This window comes from Allobosea sp. P2_B12 (assembly GCF_056404835.1).
Window position 1 is genome coordinate 125,533 of the sequence record NZ_JBFUDG010000011.1, and the last position, 17,440, is coordinate 142,972.

A 17,440-nucleotide genomic window follows, 5' to 3' on the forward strand; every position below is an offset into this window, starting at 1 on the left:
TCCTCGTTTTCGAGTGATGGTGAAGGTTCTGCGACAGGCTGGAACTGGTCAAATCGAATGATTCGCGGAAGACATACCGAAATGTTATGATTGGCATCCAACCCTGGAATGCCATGCTGAACCCTCGCCAAATCGAAGCCTTCCGGACCGTGATCGTCACCGGAGGCATCACTTCGGCTGCCCGCGCGCTGCATATCAGCCAGCCGGCGGTCACGCGGCTGATCCACGATCTCCAATATGCGCTGGGCCTGACGCTGTTCGAACGCCGCGGAACCAGGCTGGTCCCCACCAACGAGGCGCTTTCGTTATATCGGGAGGTCGAGCGGCAGTTCGTCGGGCTGGATCGCATCGAGAGCGCTGCGCGACAACTGCGCGAGGGCGAAGCCGGCCGGCTCCGGATCGCGGCGCTGCCGACCTTCAATGTCGGCTTCCTGCCGCGCATCGTCGGCGCCTTCCTGAAGGAGAAGCCGGGTCTCGAAGTCTCGATCTACGGGAGCATCTCGTCGCAGGTGATGGAATGGGTCGCCAGTGGATTCTGCGATGTCGGCTTCGCCCAGTCCCCGCTCGACTTCCCGAACATCGAGGTCGAGGCGATGGCGCCGGTTCCCGGCCTCGCAGTCATTCCCGAAGGCCATCGCCTGGCGGGCAAAGAGGTGCTGGAGCCGCAGGATTTCGCGGATGACCCCTTCGTGCTGCTCGAACAGTCGACGCCGATGCGCTACTATACCGACGCCGTCTTCGCCGCGGCACGTATCAGCCGCCGATCGCGCGTCGAGACGCCGCTGTCGATGATTGCCTGTTCGCTCGTCGCAGCCGGTGCCGGGCTTTCGATCGTCGATCCGTTCACGGCGGCGGAGTATCATGGCCGCGGCGTCGTCGCGCGGCGCTTCCGACCCTCAATCCACTATGATGTCGGCGTCGTCTGGGGCGCCGGGCGCCTGCGTTCGACGCTGGCGCTCGGCTTCGTCCAGAAGGTGAAGGCCGCGGTCGAAGCGATGGCTGACCGCGACGCGATTGCAGCAGAGCCGTCAGGCGGCCTGCCTGTCCCATGACGGGAACGGGTCGTCGAGCGCGAGCAGGCCTGGAGTCATCCCGGTCGCCGGGCTGCCGGCCAGGCAGGCATCGAGCGCGGCGCGGATCGCGGCCTCGTCCATCTCGGCCGTCCCGATGAAGACGAGTTCCTGGCGGCGGTCGCCCCAGGTTTGCGACCAGTGCCGGCGCATCAGCGAGGCGAACTCCTCCGAACGTGGCCAGCGATCCTTCGGCACCGCCGCCCACCAGCTGCCCATGCCCTCCGTCCGCGTGATGCGGCCCGCCAGCGAATATTCGCCCACCCAGCGCGGCCGCGTCGCCAGCCAGAAATGCCCCTTGGCGCGGATGACGCCGGTAAGGCGCTGCTCCAGCAGAGCATGGAGCCTCGCCGGGTGGAAAGGTCGCCGCGCCCTGTAGACGAAGGAGCGGATGCCGTATTCCTCGGTCTCCGGGACATGGTCGCGGAAGCCGAACAGCTCCTTGTGCCAGAGCGGATGTTCCTGCGATCGCTCCTCGCTGTAGAGCTTCGTGTCGAGCACGGAATCGAGTGGGACGCGGCCGAAATCGGCCTCGACGATGCGGGCATCGGCATTGAGGCCGCGTACGACCTGCCGGACCTTCTCGCGCTGCTCGGGCGTCGCCTCGCCGATCTTGTTGATGACGACGACATCGGCGAATTCGATCTGCTCGACCAGGAGATCGACCAGCGTGCGCGCATCGCCCTCGCCCGCCGTCTCGCCGCGATCGGCGAGGAAATCGCGGCTGTCATAGTCCGCCAGCAGGTTGAGGGCATCGACGACGGTGACCATCGTGTCGAGGCGCGCGACATCGTCCAGCGAATGGTCGTCCTCGTCGCGGAAGGAGAAGGTCGCCGCGATCGGCAGCGGCTCGGCGATGCCAGTGCCCTCGATCAGCAGGTAGTCGAAGCGCTTTTCGGCGGCGAGCCGGCGCACCTCAGTGAGCAGGTCGTCGCGGAGCGTGCAGCAGATGCAGCCATTGCTCATCTCGACGAGCTTTTCCTGCGTCTGCGACAGGCCGGCACCGCCGTCGCGAACGAGATCGGCGTCGATGTTCACCTCGCTCATATCGTTGACGATGACCGCGACCCGCTTGCCCTCGCGGTTGTTGAGGATGTGGTTCAGCAGCGTCGTCTTGCCGGCGCCGAGGAAACCCGAGAGCACGGTCACGGGCAGGCGGCGGTCGAGAAGGTCTGTGTGAGGCATGGGATCAGGTCCGTCTTGAAATGATATTTTGTTACAGTATAACATTTCATTTCTGTCAACCGCGACCGCGGCGGGCCAGATCGCCCCGCCGCAAGGTCCTTCCGAACCGCACAGGATGTCCCGTGACCAACTCCTTCCGTCCCCTCGCTCTGGCCACCGGTGCGATGCTCTCGCTCGGCACCGCGCAGGCCCATGACCATGCCGTCCTGCGCGGGCGCCTGGTCTTCGCCGACCACGACAAGCCGGTGTTGCGCATCCTCGATCTCGACAGCGGCGAGACCACCCACAGCTTTCCCGTGCCGCTGCCGAATGCCGGGCTGGCGACCGCTGGCGACGGCCGCCATGTCGTCGTCAAGACGGGCGAGGAGGCTGGGACGATTCGGATTCTCGACAGTGGTCTGGCGCGCGAATCCCATGGCGACCATGACGATGTCGAGAAGCTAACGCCCCGGCTGCTCGACCTTGTCGTGACCGGCGACAAGCCCGCTCATGTCGTCTCGGAGCAGGGCCAGATCGCGCTGTTCTATGACGGCGAGCGGCCCTGGCTGCGGAAGAGCGACCCCAAGGTCGTCCTGCTCGACCTCGCCAGCCTCGGGAGCAAATCCCCCAGATCCATCGTCTGGAAGAGCCCCGCCCCGCAGCACGGCATCGCGATCCCGCTCGGCAAGCGCCGGCTCCTCGTCTCTGTGCCCAACCCCGTCTACGCCAAGGGCGAGGACAGAAGTGCCTCGTCGCGTCCCGACGGGTTCGAGATCCTCGACACGACGGGAAAGCCCGAGAGCTGGAAGCCCGTCTTCAGGATCAACGACACGACGAAAGCCGATGCCTCCTGCCGGCTGTTCCACGGCCATGCCGCTCTCAAGGACACGCATGTCTTCGGCTGCGCCGAGGGCGAAGGCGGCGGCGTTCTCGTGCTGCGGCGGGATGGAAGGAACTTTGCCGCGCACAAGCTGGCCTATCCGGACGGACGCCGCACCAGCGCGATCAAGGGCGGCGGCGGACGCCATCTGGTCGGAAATTACGGGTTGAAGTCACCTTACGACGCGTTGCTGCGCATCGATCCGGCTGCGGCCAGCTTGTCGGAGGCCGATGTCCTGAAAGTGCCCGGCGAGCAGGGCGCCTGCCAGTTCGAGGTCTCGTCCAACGGCAAGCGGCTCGCCAATCTCACCGCCGACGGCAAGCTGCGCATCTACGAGATCGCGCCCGCCTGGAAGGAGATCGCCAGCTTCGACGCGGTGCCGGCCTTCGACTGCGCCTATGGCGCGAAGACGCCGACGCCGAACCTCGCCGTCATCGGCGCCAGTGCCTTCGTCAGCGATCCGACGCAGGGGCGGATCCGCGAATACAATCTCGACAGCCTGCAGCAAGGCCTCGACCTGCCCGTCGAGGGCAAGCCGACGGTGATCGCCGGCGGTGCGTCAGGCGGCTGATCGCAGAAACGTCCCGTCACATGGGCGGCCGGAGGTCGTCCTGGGATCCATCGTAGGGCTCCGGCGCCCTACGATGGATCCCGGAGCTGCGCCGCTTTCGCGGCTTGTCCAGGATGACGGCAAGGTTCCGACCAAACCAGTTCGACCTAATAAGCCGCCCGCAGATGCGGGCCGGTATTGGTGTCGATCACGCGCGGCAATTCGACCTCGACCGGCTTGTCCCAGCCGCCGCCGAGCGCCTTGTTCAGCGCGACGAAATTCGACGTCGTCGCGACGCGGCTCTGCAGCAGCGTGTCCTCGGCGCTGTAGAGCGAGCGCTCGGCATCGAGCACATCGAGGAAGCTCGCCGCACCGGACTGGTAGAGCGAGCGCGAGAGCCGCGCAGCCTCGCGGAAGGAGGCGGCGGCAGAGGAAAGCTTGCCCGCCCGTACCCGCTCCTTGGAGAGGTTGACCAGTGAATTCTCGACATCCTGCAATGCCGTCAGCACCGCCAGCCGGAAGGCCGCGTCGGACTGGTCGCGCTGGGCTTCCGCGACCTCGACCGCCGCGCGCAACTCGCCGCCATTGAAGATCGGCACGCTCAGGGTCGGGCCGAACGACCAGCCGATCGCGGAGTTCTTGGCGAGGTCGCCGGTCTTGAGCGCGCTCGTGGCGATGTTGCCGGTCAGGCTGATGCGCGGATAGAGCGCCGCTTCCGCCTGGCCGATCCGGGCGGTCGATTGGGCGAGCTGGCGCTCGGCGCGACGCACGTCGGGGCGGTTGATCAGGACGTCGGCCGGGATGCCGGCGGGCGGCGTGCCGCGGGCGGAGGGGATCGGGCCGCCCTTGCCAAGGATGCCGGCGAGCGCGGTCGGCGCTTCGCCCGTCAGGATGCCCAGCTGGTGCAGGCTTTGCGCGTAGGCGGCCTCCAGCGTCGGGATCGCCGCCTCGGTGGTCGCCGCCTGCGCGGCGGCACGCTCGACATCGAGCGCCGAGGCCGAGCCGGCCGTGAACTTGTTGCGGGTCAGCTTCTCGGTCTCGCGCTGCGAGGCTGCAGTGCGGCGAGCGAGCGAGGCTCGTGCCTGGGCGCCGCGCGCCTCGATGTAATTGGTCGCGACGTCGCCGATCAGGGTCAGCAGCACGCCGCGCAGATCCGCCTCGGCTGCATCGGCGCCATAGGTCGCGGCCTCGACGCCGCGGGCATTGGCGCCGAAGAGATCGAGCTCGAAGCTGGCGTCGAAGCCGCCCCGGAACAGGTTTCCGGTGACGTTGTTGCCGTTCGCAGAGGTCGCGGCCGAGGAGCGCGAGCGGGTCGCGGAAGCATCGCCATCGAGGACCGGGAAGAGCGCACTGACAGCCTGTCTGCGCGTCGCGCGGGCCTCGCGGATACGCGCCTTGGCCGAGGCGACGTCGAGGTTGCCGGCCACCGCGCGCTCGACGATCGCGCTCAATCGCGGGTCGCCCAGCTTCGTCCACCATTGCGAGAGCTGCCGCGCCTCGAGCGGCTTCTTCGTCTTGGGGGCATTGCCCCAGTTCGTCGGCAGGAACTGGCCCGGGGCCGCATAATCCGGCCCCACGGCGCAGCCGGCCAGAGCGACGACCACGAGGCCGACGCCCGCGAGGCGTGGCAGGCCGGCGAGGCGGGGCGCGAACCGAATGGGGAGGTTCATGGCGAAAGCCGTCTTCGTCATCCGCATCATGTCCTCAATGCGCCTCTGCCGGGAGCTTGGCCGCGTTCTCAGGACGGGTCTTGCGCCAGCGCCTGACAGTCCCGGCCACGATCACGTACAGCAGCGGCACGAAGAACACGCCGAGCATGGTCGCCGCGATCATGCCGCCCATCACGCCGATGCCGATCGAATTCTGGCTGCCCGAGCCGGCGCCGGTCGCGATCGCCAGCGGCAGCACACCGAGGATGAAGGCAAACGAGGTCATCAGGATCGGCCGCAGCCGCTGGCGCGCCGCATCGACCGTCGCCTCGACCAGGCTCTTGCCGGCGGCCTCCTGCTCGATCGCGAATTCGACGATCAGGATCGCGTTCTTGGCCGCGAGGCCGATCGTGGTGAGCAGGCCGACCTTGAAATAGACGTCGTTGGTCTGGCCGAACAAGGTCGCGGCGGCGAGCGCGCCGAAGATGCCGATCGGGACCGAGAGCATGACCGCGAAGGGGATCGACCAGCTCTCATAGAGCGCCGCGAGGCAGAGGAAGACCACGAGCATCGCAAGCGCGTACAGTGCCGCCGCCTGGCTGCCGGAGAGCCGCTCCTGATAAGACAGCCCGGTCCATTCATGGCCGAAGCCGGTCGGCATCTGCTTCATCAGCGTGTCGATCTCGTCCATCGCCGCACCGGAGCTGACGCCGGTCGCGGCCGCGCCCTGCATCTGCACCGCCGAAGAGCCGTTGTAGCGTTCGAGGCGCGGCGAGCCATAGGTCCAGCGCCCCGCCGCGAAGGCCGAGAACGGCACCATCGAGCCGCCGGCATTGCGGACGAACCAGCTTCCGACGTGCTCGGGCTGCATGCGGAACGGGGCGTCGGCCTGGACATAAACCGATTTCACGCGGCCCCGGTCGATGAAGTCGTTGACATAGGCCGAGCCCCAGGCGGCGGAGAGCGTCGCGTTGACGTCGCCCAGCGACAGCGTCAGCGCGCTCGCCTTCTCCTGGTCGATCTCGATCGAATATTGCGGCGTATCCTCCTGGCCGTTCGGACGCGTGCCCGAGAGGCTTTGGCTCCTGCCCGCAAGGCCGAGCAGCTGGTTGCGGGTCTCCATCAGCTTGGCATGGCCAGCGCCGGCGACGTCCTGCAGGTAGAAATCGAAGCCTGCGGTGTTGCCGAAGCCCTGGATCGCGGGCGGCGCAAGCGCGAAGACCATGCCATCCTTGATCGAACGGAAGGCGGCCATGGCGCGCCCGGCGATGGCCTGCGCCGTCGCCTGCTTGCCGACGCGTTCCTCGAAGGGCTTCAACCGGACGAAGGCGAGGCCGACATTCTGGCCCTCGCCGCCGAAGCCGAAGCCAGCGACGGTGAGCACGCCGTCGACCAGGTCCTTCTCCTTTTCGCGGTAATGCGCACTGACCTGGTCGAGAACCCTGAGCGTGCGATCCTGCGTCGCCCCGACCGGCATCTGGACGCTGGTGAGCAGGATGCCCTGGTCCTCGTCGGGGATGAAGGAGCTCGGCAGCCGGTAGAACAGATAGGCCATGCTGCCGCCGATCACGAGAAAGACGAGCATAAAGCGCAGCGGCCTGGCGATCATGCCGGCAGCGCCACGGTGATAGCCGTTGGTCGTGCGCTCGAAGCCGCGGTTGAACCAGCCGAACACGCCCTTCTGTTTCGCGCCGTGGTTGGTCGGCTTGAGCAGGGTAGCGCACAGCGCCGGCGTCAGCACCAGCGCGACGATGACCGAGAGCATCATCGCGGTGACGATCGTCACCGAGAACTGGCGGTAGATGATGCCGACCGAGCCGCCGAAGAACGCCATCGGCACGAACACGGCCGAGAGAACCGTGGCGATGCCGACAAGCGCGCCGGTGATCTCGCTCATCGACTTGATCGTCGCGTTCTTGGGAGAGAGATGCTCCTCCTCCATGACACGCTCGACATTCTCGACGACGACGATGGCGTCGTCGACGAGCAGGCCGATCGCCAGCACCATCGCGAACATGGTCAGCGTGTTGATCGAATAACCGGCGAGCGACAGCACGCCGAAGGTGCCGAGCAGCACGACGGGCACGGCGAGCATCGGGATGATCGTCGCGCGCCAGTTCTGCAGGAAGACGAACATCACGACGAAGACAAGCAGGATCGCCTCGAACAGGGTGTGCACGACCTTCTCGATCGAGAGCAGCACGAAGGGCGTGGTATCGTAGGGGTAGACGACATCGACCCCCTCGGGCAGCGTCGGCTTGAGCCGCTCGATCGTGGCCTTGACGCCTTTGGCGGTGTCGATCGCGTTGGCGCCGGTCGCGAGGCTGATCGCAAGGCCGGTCGTCGGCTGGCCGTTGTAGCGGGTGGAGGTGCGGTAGTCCCTGGCGCCGAGTTCGACGCGCGCGACGTCGTTCAGCCGGACGATCGAGCCCGACGCGCCGCTTTTCAGGATGATGTTCTCGAACTGCTGAACGGTCTGAAGGCGGCTGAGCGCCGTCACCGTGGCGTTGAGCTGCTGGCCCGCGACCTGCGGCAGCCCGCCGAGCTGTCCAGCCGAGACCTGCGTATTCTGCGCCTGGATCGCGGCGGTGACGTCGCTCGGCATCAGCGCATATTTTTCGAGCTTGGAAGGATCGAGCCAGATCCGCATCGCGTAGCCGGAGCCGAAGATCTGGGTCGAGCCGACGCCCGGCACGCGCTTGAGCGTGTCGTTCAGGGTCGAGTCGACATAGTCGGCGAGATCGTTCGTGGTCATGCGGCCGTCCTTCGAGACGAAGGCGGCGACCATCAGGAAGCCGTTCGACGACTTCGAGACGGTGATGCCGGTGCTCTGTACCGTCTGCGGCAGCTGCGCTGTGACGAGCTGCAGCTTGTTCTGGACCTGCATCTGCGCGACGTCGGGATTGGCCACGCTGGTGAAGGTCAGCGTGATCGTGGCGTTGCCCGAGGAGGTCGAGGTCGCCGTCATGTATTGCAGGTTGTCGACGCCGGTCATGCCCTGCTCGATGACCTTGGTCACCGAGTTCTCGACCGTCTGCGCATCGGCGCCAGGGTAATTGGCGCTGATGACCACGGTCGTCGGTGCGATCTGCGGATATTGCGAGATCGGCAACGTCCGCAGCGCCAGCAGGCCTGCGAGCATGATGACGATGGCGACGACCCAGGCAAAGATCGGCCGTTCGATGAAGAAGCGCGAGAGCATGGGGTTCAGTTCTTCTGCGCCGGGACGCTGCCGGGCACAGAATCGAGCGCAGCCTGACGGTTCGCCGATTTGAGCTCGCCGCTGGCCTCGTCGATCGTCACCTCATTGCCGGTGACGGTCTGGCCCGAGCGCACGAGCTGCCCGCCCTCGACGATGATGCGCTCGCCGTCCTTGACGCCCCTGTCGACGAGCCAGTTGTTGCCGACGCTGCGCGAGGTCGCGACCACGCGCTCCTCGACCTTGCCGTCGGCGCCGACGAACTTGGCCGTCGCCTCGCCCTTGGTGTTGCGGCCGATGGCGCGCTGCGGCAGCAGGAAGCTGTTCTCGGCGACGCCCTCCTGCACCACGGCACGCACAAACATGCCCGGCAGCAGCAGCCGATCGGGATTGGGGAATTCGGCCCGCACCGTGAAGGTGCCGGTGGTCTGGTCGATATTGGCCTCGGCGAATTCGAGCTTGCCGGATTGCGCGTACTCGGCGCCGGTATCGAGCTTGAGCTTCACCGCCACATTGGGGCCGGTGATCTTCAGGCGCCCTTCCGCGACCGCGCTGCGGAACTTCAGCAGATTCGTGCTCGACTGGATGACATCGACATTGATCGGTTCGAGCGCCCGGATCGTGGTCAGCGCCGTGGTCTGGCTTGCCGTCACCAGCGCGCCCGGGGTCAGCGTCGAACGATCGACGCGGCCGCTGATCGGCGCAGTGACCTTGGTGAAGCCGAGATTGATCCGCGCCGTATCGAGGCTCGCCCTGGCCGAGGCGACATCGGCCTGGGCCTGTGCCAGCGCGGCGTTGGCATCGTCATTGTCCTGCTTGCTGATCGCGTTCTGGCGGATGAGATCGCGATAGCGATCGACCTTGGCCTGGGCGCTGGGCACCGCCGCCTCGGCTTTGGCCAGCGCGGCGACGGCGCTGTCGAGCGCGGCCTGATAGGGCGCGGGATCGATCTCGTAGAGCAAATCGCCGGCCTTGACCTCGCTGCCCTCGCGGAACAGGCGCGACTTGATGAGGCCGCCGACCTGCGGGCGCACCTCGGCGACCAGGCTGGCGGCGACCCGGCCCGGGAGTTCGGCTGAGATCGCGACCGGCTGCGGCCGCAGCACCACGACGCTGACCTGGGCCTGCGGCTGCGGCGGCGGAGCAGCCGCCTTCTCGCTGTTGCAGCCAGCCAGGCCCATACCGAGCAAGGCGCCCCCCGAGAACAGGAGGCGCCGGACAATGTCGGTTCGCGTGATCGGCATCTGGCGCCTCATTAGGAAACTGGTGAGTTTCTTAACGCTTGATTTCTGCCCCTGTCAAACGCCATGATGTTTCCAGGGGTAACTGCCAATGATCGACAATTATGGGGATGCGATGGCCGCGACGCCGCGCCTGCGCGGGCGGCCGAAGCAGAGACCGGACGCGGAAGAGCGGCAGCGCATCGCCGCTGCCGCCTGCGATCTGTTCCTCGATCTCGGCTACGGCGCCACCACGATGGATGCGGTGGCGGCGCGCTGCGGTGTCTCGAAAAAGACACTTTACCGGCTTTTCCCGGCTAAAACCGACCTGTTCCGGGCGATGATCGCCGATCATCGCAAGTCGATGCTGGCGCTGCCGCGTGCCGATGACGACCTGCCACTGGACGAGGCGCTGGCCGATATCTTCCGCCTCGATATCGGCGAGGTGGAGAACCGCGAGCGGCTCGCCTTCATCAGGCTCGCCATTGCGGATGCCGACCGTTTCCCCGAGATCGGCGAAGCGATCACAAAAGAGGGAGCGGCGCCGGCACGTCAGCTGCTCGCGGACTGGCTCGACCGCCAGCAGCAGCGCGGCACCCTGCGGTCTTTTCCACCGGGAACGGCGGCGCGAATGCTGATGGATATGGTCTTCAGCGTGCTGGTAAAGCGCTTTCCGGGCGACGACCTGATGACGCGCGAGGACCGCATCGCCCATGCCCGGCAATGCATCGACGTGTTTCTGCGCGGGGTCGCGGAGGTGGCGCCGCTCGCGTGAGCGCCGGCCCGGCTTAAAGCCGCGCGCGAACTCAGCAGCAGCCGAGGCGCGCGAGGTAGTGCTGGCGCACCGCGCTCTCCAGCGGCGGCAGGGCGGAGACGAGGCCGGCACGCTGCGCGATGCCGCTGCGATAGATGCCGCGCAATTCGTCATGGACGGCGTCGAGATCGACGCCCTGCACGCGGCCGTGGCTGACGATCGTGCGGCCGGCGACGATCAGCTCGCGGATATGGCGGCGATTGGCGCGGGCGAACATCAAATCAAGCGGATCGACCGGCATCAGCGCATCCTCGTCCAGCGCGGCGCGGTCGAGGATCAGGAGATCAGCCGCCTGCCCTGCCGCGATCTGGCCGCCCGCGGGCGCACCGAGCGCGATGCGGCCGTTCTCCAGCGCCATGGCGAGCACGTCGCGGGGCGAGAGTTCGGTGTCGAAGCCCCAGCCGCCATGTAGCGACCAGAGCAGGCGCAGTTCGCGCAGGGCGTCATCATCCTCGTCGAAGGCCTGGCCGTCGACACCAAGCGCGACCTTGCAGCCGCGCCGGACCATCTCCGCGACCGGCGCGAGGCCCGAGCGCAAGGCAAGGTTGGAGGAGGTATTGGTGGCGATGACGCAGCCGGCCTCGGCGATCATCTCCAGCTCATCGGGCCGGGCCCAGACGCAATGCGCCAGCGTCAGGCGCGGCGACAATAATCCGATCTCCTTCCAGTGCTTCACCAGCCCGTTGGGATAGGTCCGGTCGGCCCAGTCGCGCTGGTATTTCGTCTCGAAGAGATGGGTTGTCACGCGCCGCCCGGTCAAAGCGGAAGCCTCAGCGATGGCCTGCCAGAGCGCGTCGGAACCCCATTGCGGGCCGTTGGGGGCGTATTGCACATCGACCATCGGCCCGGCGATGGCCTGAGCCACCGCATCGACGCGGGTGATCTGCTCGGCGATGGGGAGCATGGGGGCGAGATAGCGGCTTTCGATCTCGGCGCGGGAGACGGGATCGAGCGCCGCCAGCACCGGGCCGTGATCGCCATAGACCAGCGGGTTCTGGTCGCGCATGCCGACGCCGAAGGCGATGCGGACACCGACATCGCGGGCGGCGCGGGCCATGGCGGTGGCCTCCGTGGCCAGATCCGTCAGGCCCATCGGCCGGACATGGTGGATCATCACCGCGCCCTGCCCACCGAGCGCGGCGCGGCCGAGCGGCGCCAGCGTCGCGAGATAGGGATCGACGGGGGCAAACAGCGCCAGCCGATGCAGCCATTGTTCGAGTGGCTTGCCGAAGCCGCCGACGGAGCTCGTCCGGATCGGGCGGGCATGGTCATGCGCATTGACCAGTGCCGGCAGCACGACGACGTCGTCCTGCGGTGGGCTCGTGGCGGCCTCGACGGCCGCGATCCTGCCGCCGTCGAGGGTGAGCGTGGTGTCACCCAGGCTGCGGCGCGCATCGAAGGCGTGGCCGGCGGTGATCTGGCGCATCATGAGGCTCTGTGCTGGTGGATCGGACGTCGTCGCACGTTGTCGCACGTCATGCTCGGGCTTGACCCGAGCATCTCTTAAAATCAGCGCCTTCTCGTCCTGATATTCCCGGGTCGGTGCTGCGCACCGCCCGAGAATGACGCTGGTCCTCAGCTCTTCGGCACAGCAAAACTGCGCTCGGCGCGGGGCGGCAGGAAGGCGCGGTTGAACACGTCCTCGACCTTCGGCGTGCCCTTCAGCTCGAAGGCCTCGCCGATCTGGGTGATCGCCTTGGCCATGCGCTCGTCGGAGACGTCGCCGGCGCCGAGCTTCTCGGTCTCAGGCGTGAACATATGCGCCTTGTAGGTGAATGCGATGCGCCTGGCCTCGATCTCGGCGTTCACGGTCGGCTCGACCCGGTTCATCACCTTGCCGCCCTCAGTCGGGTTGGCGGTCATCTCGATCATCGCCTTGTTGATCGCCCGGACGAGCCCCGCGACCGCCTTGGGATTCTCCTTGATCAGCTTCTGCGAGACCATGACGCCGTTCGAATAGGATTCGATGCCGTGGTCCGCATACATGATGAATTTGTAGTCTTTGTCGGGGTCCTGCTTCATCCCGACCAGGTTCATGTAGGAGGTCACGGTGAAGACGAAGCCGCCATCGACCTGGTTCTGCACAAGCATCATCTCCTGCACGGAGGGCGCGATGTTGACGATATCGACCTTGCCGGCGTCGATGCCGTTGAGCTTGGCAAAGATCGGGAAGAGACGCTGCGTGGCGGCGCCAGCGGGCGAACTCAGCTTGCGGCCCTCGAGATCCTTCAGCGTCCTGATCGGTCCGTCGGCCTTGTGGATGATCGCGAAGGGCGCCTTGTTGTAGACCATGTAGACCATCACCGGGGCCTCGCCGGGCTTGTTGACGGCCTGCTGGATGATCGCGTTCATGTCGCCGAAGCCGGCGTCATAGGCGCCGCCCATGATGCGGGTCACCGTCGAGGCTGAGCCGTCGCCCTGGTCGATGGTGACGTCGAGGCCCTCGGCAGCGAAATAGCCCTTCTCCTTGGCGTGGAAATACCAGGAGTGGACGCCCTGGAATTTCCAGTCGAGCGTGAAGCGGATCTTGGTGGGAGCCTGCGCGTGGGCGGGCGCGGCGAGACCGAGGGCGGTGCAAAGCGCCGCAGCGAGCGATGATTTCAGAAACAGTCGGCGCATGGCGGGCTCCTTCAAAGAGTTCGGGTCGGCGGACAGCTCAGGCGGAAGCGAGATCGGTCTTGCGATGGGCCCAGCCGGTGACGCGCTGCTCGATCAGCGAGAACAGCACGTAGAGGGCGACGCCGAGGCCGGCGAGGACGAAGAGCCCGGCGAAGACCAGCGGCACATTGAAGCTCGACGAGGCGATCATCATCATGTTGCCGATGCCGCGGTTGGAGGCGACCGTCTCGGCCACGACCGAGCCGACGAAGGCGAGCGTGATCGCGACCTTCAGCGCGGCGAAGAAATAGGGCATCGCGCGCGGCAGGCTGACATTCCAGAGGATGTCCCATTTCGACGCCTTGAGCGTCTTCATGACGTCCTCGAGCTCGGGCTCGACGGTGGCGATGCCGGTCGCGACGTTCACCACGATCGGGAAGATGCAGATGATCATCGCGGTGAGGATCGCGGGCACCGTGCCGGCGCCGTACCAGAGCACGAAGATCGGCACGACTGCGACCTTGGGGATCGAGGAGAAGCCGACCAGCAACGGATAGGCAGTGTCGTAGGCGAGCTTCGACGAGCCGATCAGGATGCCGAGCAGGAGCCCGATGACGACGCCGATGCTGAAGCCGATCAGCGTCGTGTAGAGCGTCTGCCAGGTGTGCGGCCAGATCGCCGGCCAGTACTGGATCAGCGCCGCGATGATCTGCGTCGGGCGCGGCAGCAGGATGTCGGAGATGCCCGCCATTAGGCAGAACAGCTCCCAGAACACGAAGACGCCGATGATGAGCGCGGTCGAGGCGCCCTTCTCGCGGATGATCTCGCCGATCCGTTCCATCAGATGCCCCCTTCCACGATTGGCAAAGAAGCTCGGAAACACCTCGTCATTCCGGGCAAGCGAAGCGTAGACCCGGAATCCATCGTAGAGCCGAGGTGATCGAAGGAATTGGCCCTACGATGGATTCCGGAGCGGCGCCGCTGCGCAGCTTGTCCGGAATGACGGTGCGGCTGGATCGAAAACCACATGGCGCGCTCCTCAGACCGGTTTCGGGGGGTGGCTGACGATGCCGGTGCCGCCGCGCGCGCCGACGATCATCGCCCGCAGGCGCTGGTTGAGCGCGACGAAATCGGGCTCGAAGGTCATGTCGATGGTGCGCGGGCGCACGATCTCGACGGGTGAATCGTCGAGGATGCGGCCGGGCCGCGCGCTCATCACGCAGATGCGGTCGGCGAGATAGGCGGCTTCCTTGAGATCATGCGTGACCAGAAGCACGGTCAGCTTCTTGGAGAGCCAGAGGTCCTGCATGATCGCCCAGAGCTCCTCGCGGGTGAACTGGTCGAGCGCGCCGAAGGGCTCGTCCAGCAGCAGGAGGTCGGGGTCGTGGATCAGGGCGCGGCAGAGATTGGCGCGCTGCATCATGCCGCCGGAGAGCTGCCAGGGGTACTTGTCGCCGAAGCTGCCGAGGCCGACCTGATCGAGCAGCGCTTCGACGCGGTCGCGGTATTCGGTCTTGCGCTTGGCGCGGTAGCCCTGCCGGAAGGGCGGCACGATCTTCAGCGGCAGCATGACGTTGTCGCGGATGTTGAGCCAGGGCAGCAAAGTCGGGTTCTGATAGGCCATGCCGATGCGGATCGGCGTCGCGCCGATCTCGCGGCCGGCGACGAAGACATGGCCGGTCGAAGGCTTCAGCAATTCGCCGACCATCTTCAGGATCGTCGACTTGCCGCAGCCCGACGGGCCGACCAGCGCGACAAACTCGCCCTCGGCGACTTTCAGTGAGGTCGGCGCCAGCGCCTGCACGGCCTTCTCGCCGCGGCCATAGGTGATCGAAGCGCCTTGGAACTCGATGAAGGCCGGGACGCGGATCGCGGTGGCCGGCTCGATGGCGGTGACGGCTGCGTTCACGACCTAGCTCCCGTTGCGGCGATGGCAGGCGCTTGCAAACATGCAGCCAAGGTCTGGTCGGCGTTGCGAACATTGGGCTTCGGCATGCGCTGGACCGAAGTGACCTGTCGGCCCCAGCCGCTGGTCTCGGCGACGAGCTTGCGGTCGCGCTGGACGAAGCGGCCGCGCACCAGCGTGTGGATCGGCACGCCGGTGACGCTGACGCCCTCGAAGGGCGTGATCTTGCCGCGTGAATGCAGCGCTTCGGCCCGGATCGTCTCGGTGCGCTCCATGTCGACGACGGCGATGTCGGCCTCGGCGCCGGCCTCGATGCGGCCCTTGGCCGGCCAGAGGCCGAAGGACTTGGCCGGGTTCTCGGCCGAGATGCGGACGTAATGCTCCAGCGTCATGCGGCCCTTCGAGACCTCGTTCAGCATCAGTGGCATCTGCGTCTCGACACCGGGGAAGCCGCAATCGGCCTGCCAGATCACGGACTTGGTCTTCTCCTCAGGTGTATGCGGCGCATGGTCGGTCGCGATCATGTCGACGACGCCCGATTGCAGCGCTGCCCAGATCGCAGCCGAATCCGAGGCCTCGCGCACCGGCGGGTTGACCCGGATGATCGAGCCGAGCCGCTCGTAATCGCGGCTATCCAGCAGGAGATAGCAGGGGCAGGTCTCGCCGGTGATCTCGACGCCGCGCGCCTTGGCGTCAGCGAGCGGGCGCAGTTCGGCGGCCGAGGAGATATGCAGGATATGGACGCGCGCGCCGGTCCATTCGGCGAGTTCGGCCGCACGCGAGACCGCTTCCGCCGCGACGATCGCAGGGCGCGCTGCGATATGGGCGAGCGGGTCGTTGCGGCCGGCCGCCATCAGGCGCTGCTGGCGCCAGGCCATGATCGAGGCCGTCTCGGCATGGAGCGAGATGCGCAGCCCCGAGGGCGCGATGATCTCGAAGCCCTCCAGCATCGCGCCCGTCGAGGGCGAGGGCAGATTGCCGAAGGTGTTGCCCATGAAGCATTTGAAGGCGTTGACGCCGCCGTCGATCAGGCCCTGGAGCTCGTCGATATTGTCCTCGGCGAGCAGGCCGTAGATGCCGTAATCGACATGGGCCTTGGCGGCCGCCTCCTGCTTTTGCCTGAGTTCGACGACCGAGCGCGTCGGCGGGTTGGTGTTGGGCATCTCGAAGACGGTCGTCGTGCCGCCCATCGCGGCCGCCGCGCTGCCCGTGCGCCAGTCTTCCTTGTGGGTGTAGCCCGGCTCGCGGAAATGGACATGGACGTCGATGGCGCCGGGCAGCAGGAATTTGCCGGTGACGTCGACCGTCTCACGGGCGGCCGGCATCGCGGCGGGGCTGCCAACGAGCGCAATCAAACCGCCCTTGATCGCGACATCGGCGGCAAAGCGCGTCTTGCCGGTGACGATCGTGCCGCCGGTCAGGACGAGATCGGCGATGAAGGGCGTTTCGGTCATGGCGGCGCTCACAGCATGGCCCAGCCGCCATCGACCGGCAGGTCGACGCCGGTGATCTGGCGGGAGACGTCGGAGGCAAGGAAGAGGCAGGCATTGGCCACGTCCTCATCGGTCGAGACGCGCTTCAGCGCATAGTCCGCCGCGTGCTTCTCGAAGGCGGCTTCTTCCGAGATGCCGAGGCGTTTTGCCATCTCGGGCACGACCTTGCCGCGGAAGCGCGGCCCGTCGACCATGCCCGGCGCGACGCAGTTGACGTTGATGCCATAGGGGCCGGCTTCCAGCGCGAAGCTCTTGGTGATGCCGCGCAGGCCCCATTTCGACGCCGAGTAGGCCATGCGCCCGGCCCGTCCGCGCATGCCGAAGGTGCCGCCGACATTGACGACCTTGCCGGAGCCCTGGGCGATCATCGCCGGCAGGCAGGCGCGCATCGTGTTGAAGCAGCCGCGCATGTTGAGGTCGACGATCTCGTCGAACTCGTCCTCTGTGGTCTCCCAGCCGGTCTTGCCGATCGGGCCCGAGCCGCCGGCGACATTGACGAGGATGTCGATGCGCCCGCCGAAGGCATTCTTGGCTGCGCGAACCGCATCGTCGCACTCGCTGCCCCTGGTGATGTCGCAGGGCATCACGATCGCCTCGGCGCCGCCGGCCTGGACCTCTGTGGCGACCGTCTCGATCGCTGCAACGTCGCGGCCGATCAGGACGAGCCTGCAGCCCTCCGCCGCGAAAGCGCGGGTGACGGCGGCGCCCATGCCCTTGGCGGGGCCGGTGATGACCGCGACGCGGCCGGTGAGGTTCAGATTCATCGCCATTCTCTTGTTCTTGTATGCACTTGGTCGACCCTCAGCCCTCATCCTGAGGAGGCCCGTAGGGCCGTCTCGAAGGATGTTCCAGCCCGCACCGGAGACATCTGGACCATCCTTCGAGACGCCGCTGACG

13 protein-coding genes are annotated in these 17,440 nt (G+C 66.7%); 3 read left to right on the forward strand and 10 right to left on the reverse strand.

The genetic code is table 11. The features are described from left to right. The first annotated feature begins 113 nt into the window (after positions 1-113). Positions 114-1,052 (forward strand): LysR substrate-binding domain-containing protein, encoded by a 939-nt coding sequence (locus AC1DYU_RS21850; protein ID WP_158485277.1) that lies wholly within the window; start codon positions 114-116, stop codon positions 1,050-1,052. Here AC1DYU_RS21850 and AC1DYU_RS21855 read toward each other — a convergent pair. After that, positions 1,029-2,255 carry a GTP-binding protein gene (locus AC1DYU_RS21855; RefSeq protein ID WP_476793457.1) on the reverse strand — a complete coding sequence of 409 codons (1,227 nt, stop codon included), beginning with the start codon at positions 2,253-2,255 and terminating at the stop codon, positions 1,029-1,031. The two genes, AC1DYU_RS21850 and AC1DYU_RS21855, sit on opposite strands and share 24 nt — an antisense overlap. Positions 2,256-2,377: 122 nt before the next feature. Here AC1DYU_RS21855 and AC1DYU_RS21860 point away from each other — a divergent pair, with 122 nt between their 5' ends. Continuing rightward, positions 2,378-3,685 carry a hypothetical protein gene (locus AC1DYU_RS21860; protein ID WP_476793458.1) on the forward strand — a complete coding sequence of 436 codons (1,308 nt, stop codon included), beginning with the start codon at positions 2,378-2,380 and terminating at the stop codon, positions 3,683-3,685. 146 nt (positions 3,686-3,831) lie between these two features. Here the strand turns inward: AC1DYU_RS21860 and AC1DYU_RS21865 are convergent, their stop codons facing one another. Genes AC1DYU_RS21865 through AC1DYU_RS21875 form a run of 3 tightly spaced genes read right to left on the reverse strand, consistent with a single transcriptional unit; the run spans position 3,832 to position 9,756 of the window. Continuing rightward, positions 3,832-5,334 (reverse strand): efflux transporter outer membrane subunit, encoded by a 1,503-nt coding sequence (locus AC1DYU_RS21865; protein ID WP_476793459.1) that lies wholly within the window; start codon positions 5,332-5,334, stop codon positions 3,832-3,834. 34 nt (positions 5,335-5,368) lie between these two features. Next, positions 5,369-8,515: an efflux RND transporter permease subunit gene (locus tag AC1DYU_RS21870; protein ID WP_476793460.1), complete on the reverse strand. Its 3,147-nt coding sequence runs from the start codon at positions 8,513-8,515 to the stop codon at positions 5,369-5,371. 5 nt (positions 8,516-8,520) lie between these two features. Then, entirely contained in the window at positions 8,521-9,756 is a 1,236-nt protein-coding gene (locus AC1DYU_RS21875; protein WP_476793461.1) for an efflux RND transporter periplasmic adaptor subunit, read from the reverse strand. A 112-nt stretch (positions 9,757-9,868) separates the two neighbouring features. On the opposite strand from AC1DYU_RS21875, the gene AC1DYU_RS21880 reads away from it, so the two are divergent. After that, the gene (locus AC1DYU_RS21880) at positions 9,869-10,507 is read left to right on the forward strand and encodes a TetR/AcrR family transcriptional regulator (protein ID WP_476793462.1); all 639 of its coding nucleotides are present in this window, start codon (positions 9,869-9,871) and stop codon (positions 10,505-10,507) included. A 31-nt stretch (positions 10,508-10,538) separates the two neighbouring features. Here the strand turns inward: AC1DYU_RS21880 and AC1DYU_RS21885 are convergent, their stop codons facing one another. From AC1DYU_RS21885 to AC1DYU_RS21910, 6 genes are all read right to left on the reverse strand, one after another. Further along, the gene (locus AC1DYU_RS21885) at positions 10,539-11,972 is read right to left on the reverse strand and encodes an amidohydrolase family protein (protein ID WP_476793463.1); all 1,434 of its coding nucleotides are present in this window, start codon (positions 11,970-11,972) and stop codon (positions 10,539-10,541) included. Positions 11,973-12,121: 149 nt separating this feature from the next. Continuing rightward, positions 12,122-13,165, reverse strand: a complete 1,044-nt coding sequence (locus AC1DYU_RS21890; protein WP_476793464.1) for an ABC transporter substrate-binding protein — start codon at positions 13,163-13,165, stop codon at positions 12,122-12,124. 37 nt (positions 13,166-13,202) lie between these two features. Next, positions 13,203-13,985 carry an ABC transporter permease gene (locus AC1DYU_RS21895; RefSeq protein ID WP_158485284.1) on the reverse strand — a complete coding sequence of 261 codons (783 nt, stop codon included), beginning with the start codon at positions 13,983-13,985 and terminating at the stop codon, positions 13,203-13,205. 198 nt (positions 13,986-14,183) lie between these two features. Then, positions 14,184-15,053, reverse strand: coding sequence for an ABC transporter ATP-binding protein (locus AC1DYU_RS21900; protein ID WP_476793465.1), 870 nt, complete (start codon positions 15,051-15,053; stop codon positions 14,184-14,186). Then, complete coding sequence (locus tag AC1DYU_RS21905; protein WP_476793466.1) at positions 15,050-16,504, reverse strand: dihydroorotase; 1,455 nt, start codon at positions 16,502-16,504, stop codon at positions 15,050-15,052. The genes AC1DYU_RS21900 and AC1DYU_RS21905 overlap by 4 nt, the downstream gene beginning before the upstream one ends. A gap of 8 nt (positions 16,505-16,512) precedes the next feature. Then, positions 16,513-17,307 carry an SDR family NAD(P)-dependent oxidoreductase gene (locus AC1DYU_RS21910; protein ID WP_476793467.1) on the reverse strand — a complete coding sequence of 265 codons (795 nt, stop codon included), beginning with the start codon at positions 17,305-17,307 and terminating at the stop codon, positions 16,513-16,515. Between the last annotated feature and the right edge of the window lie 133 nt (positions 17,308-17,440).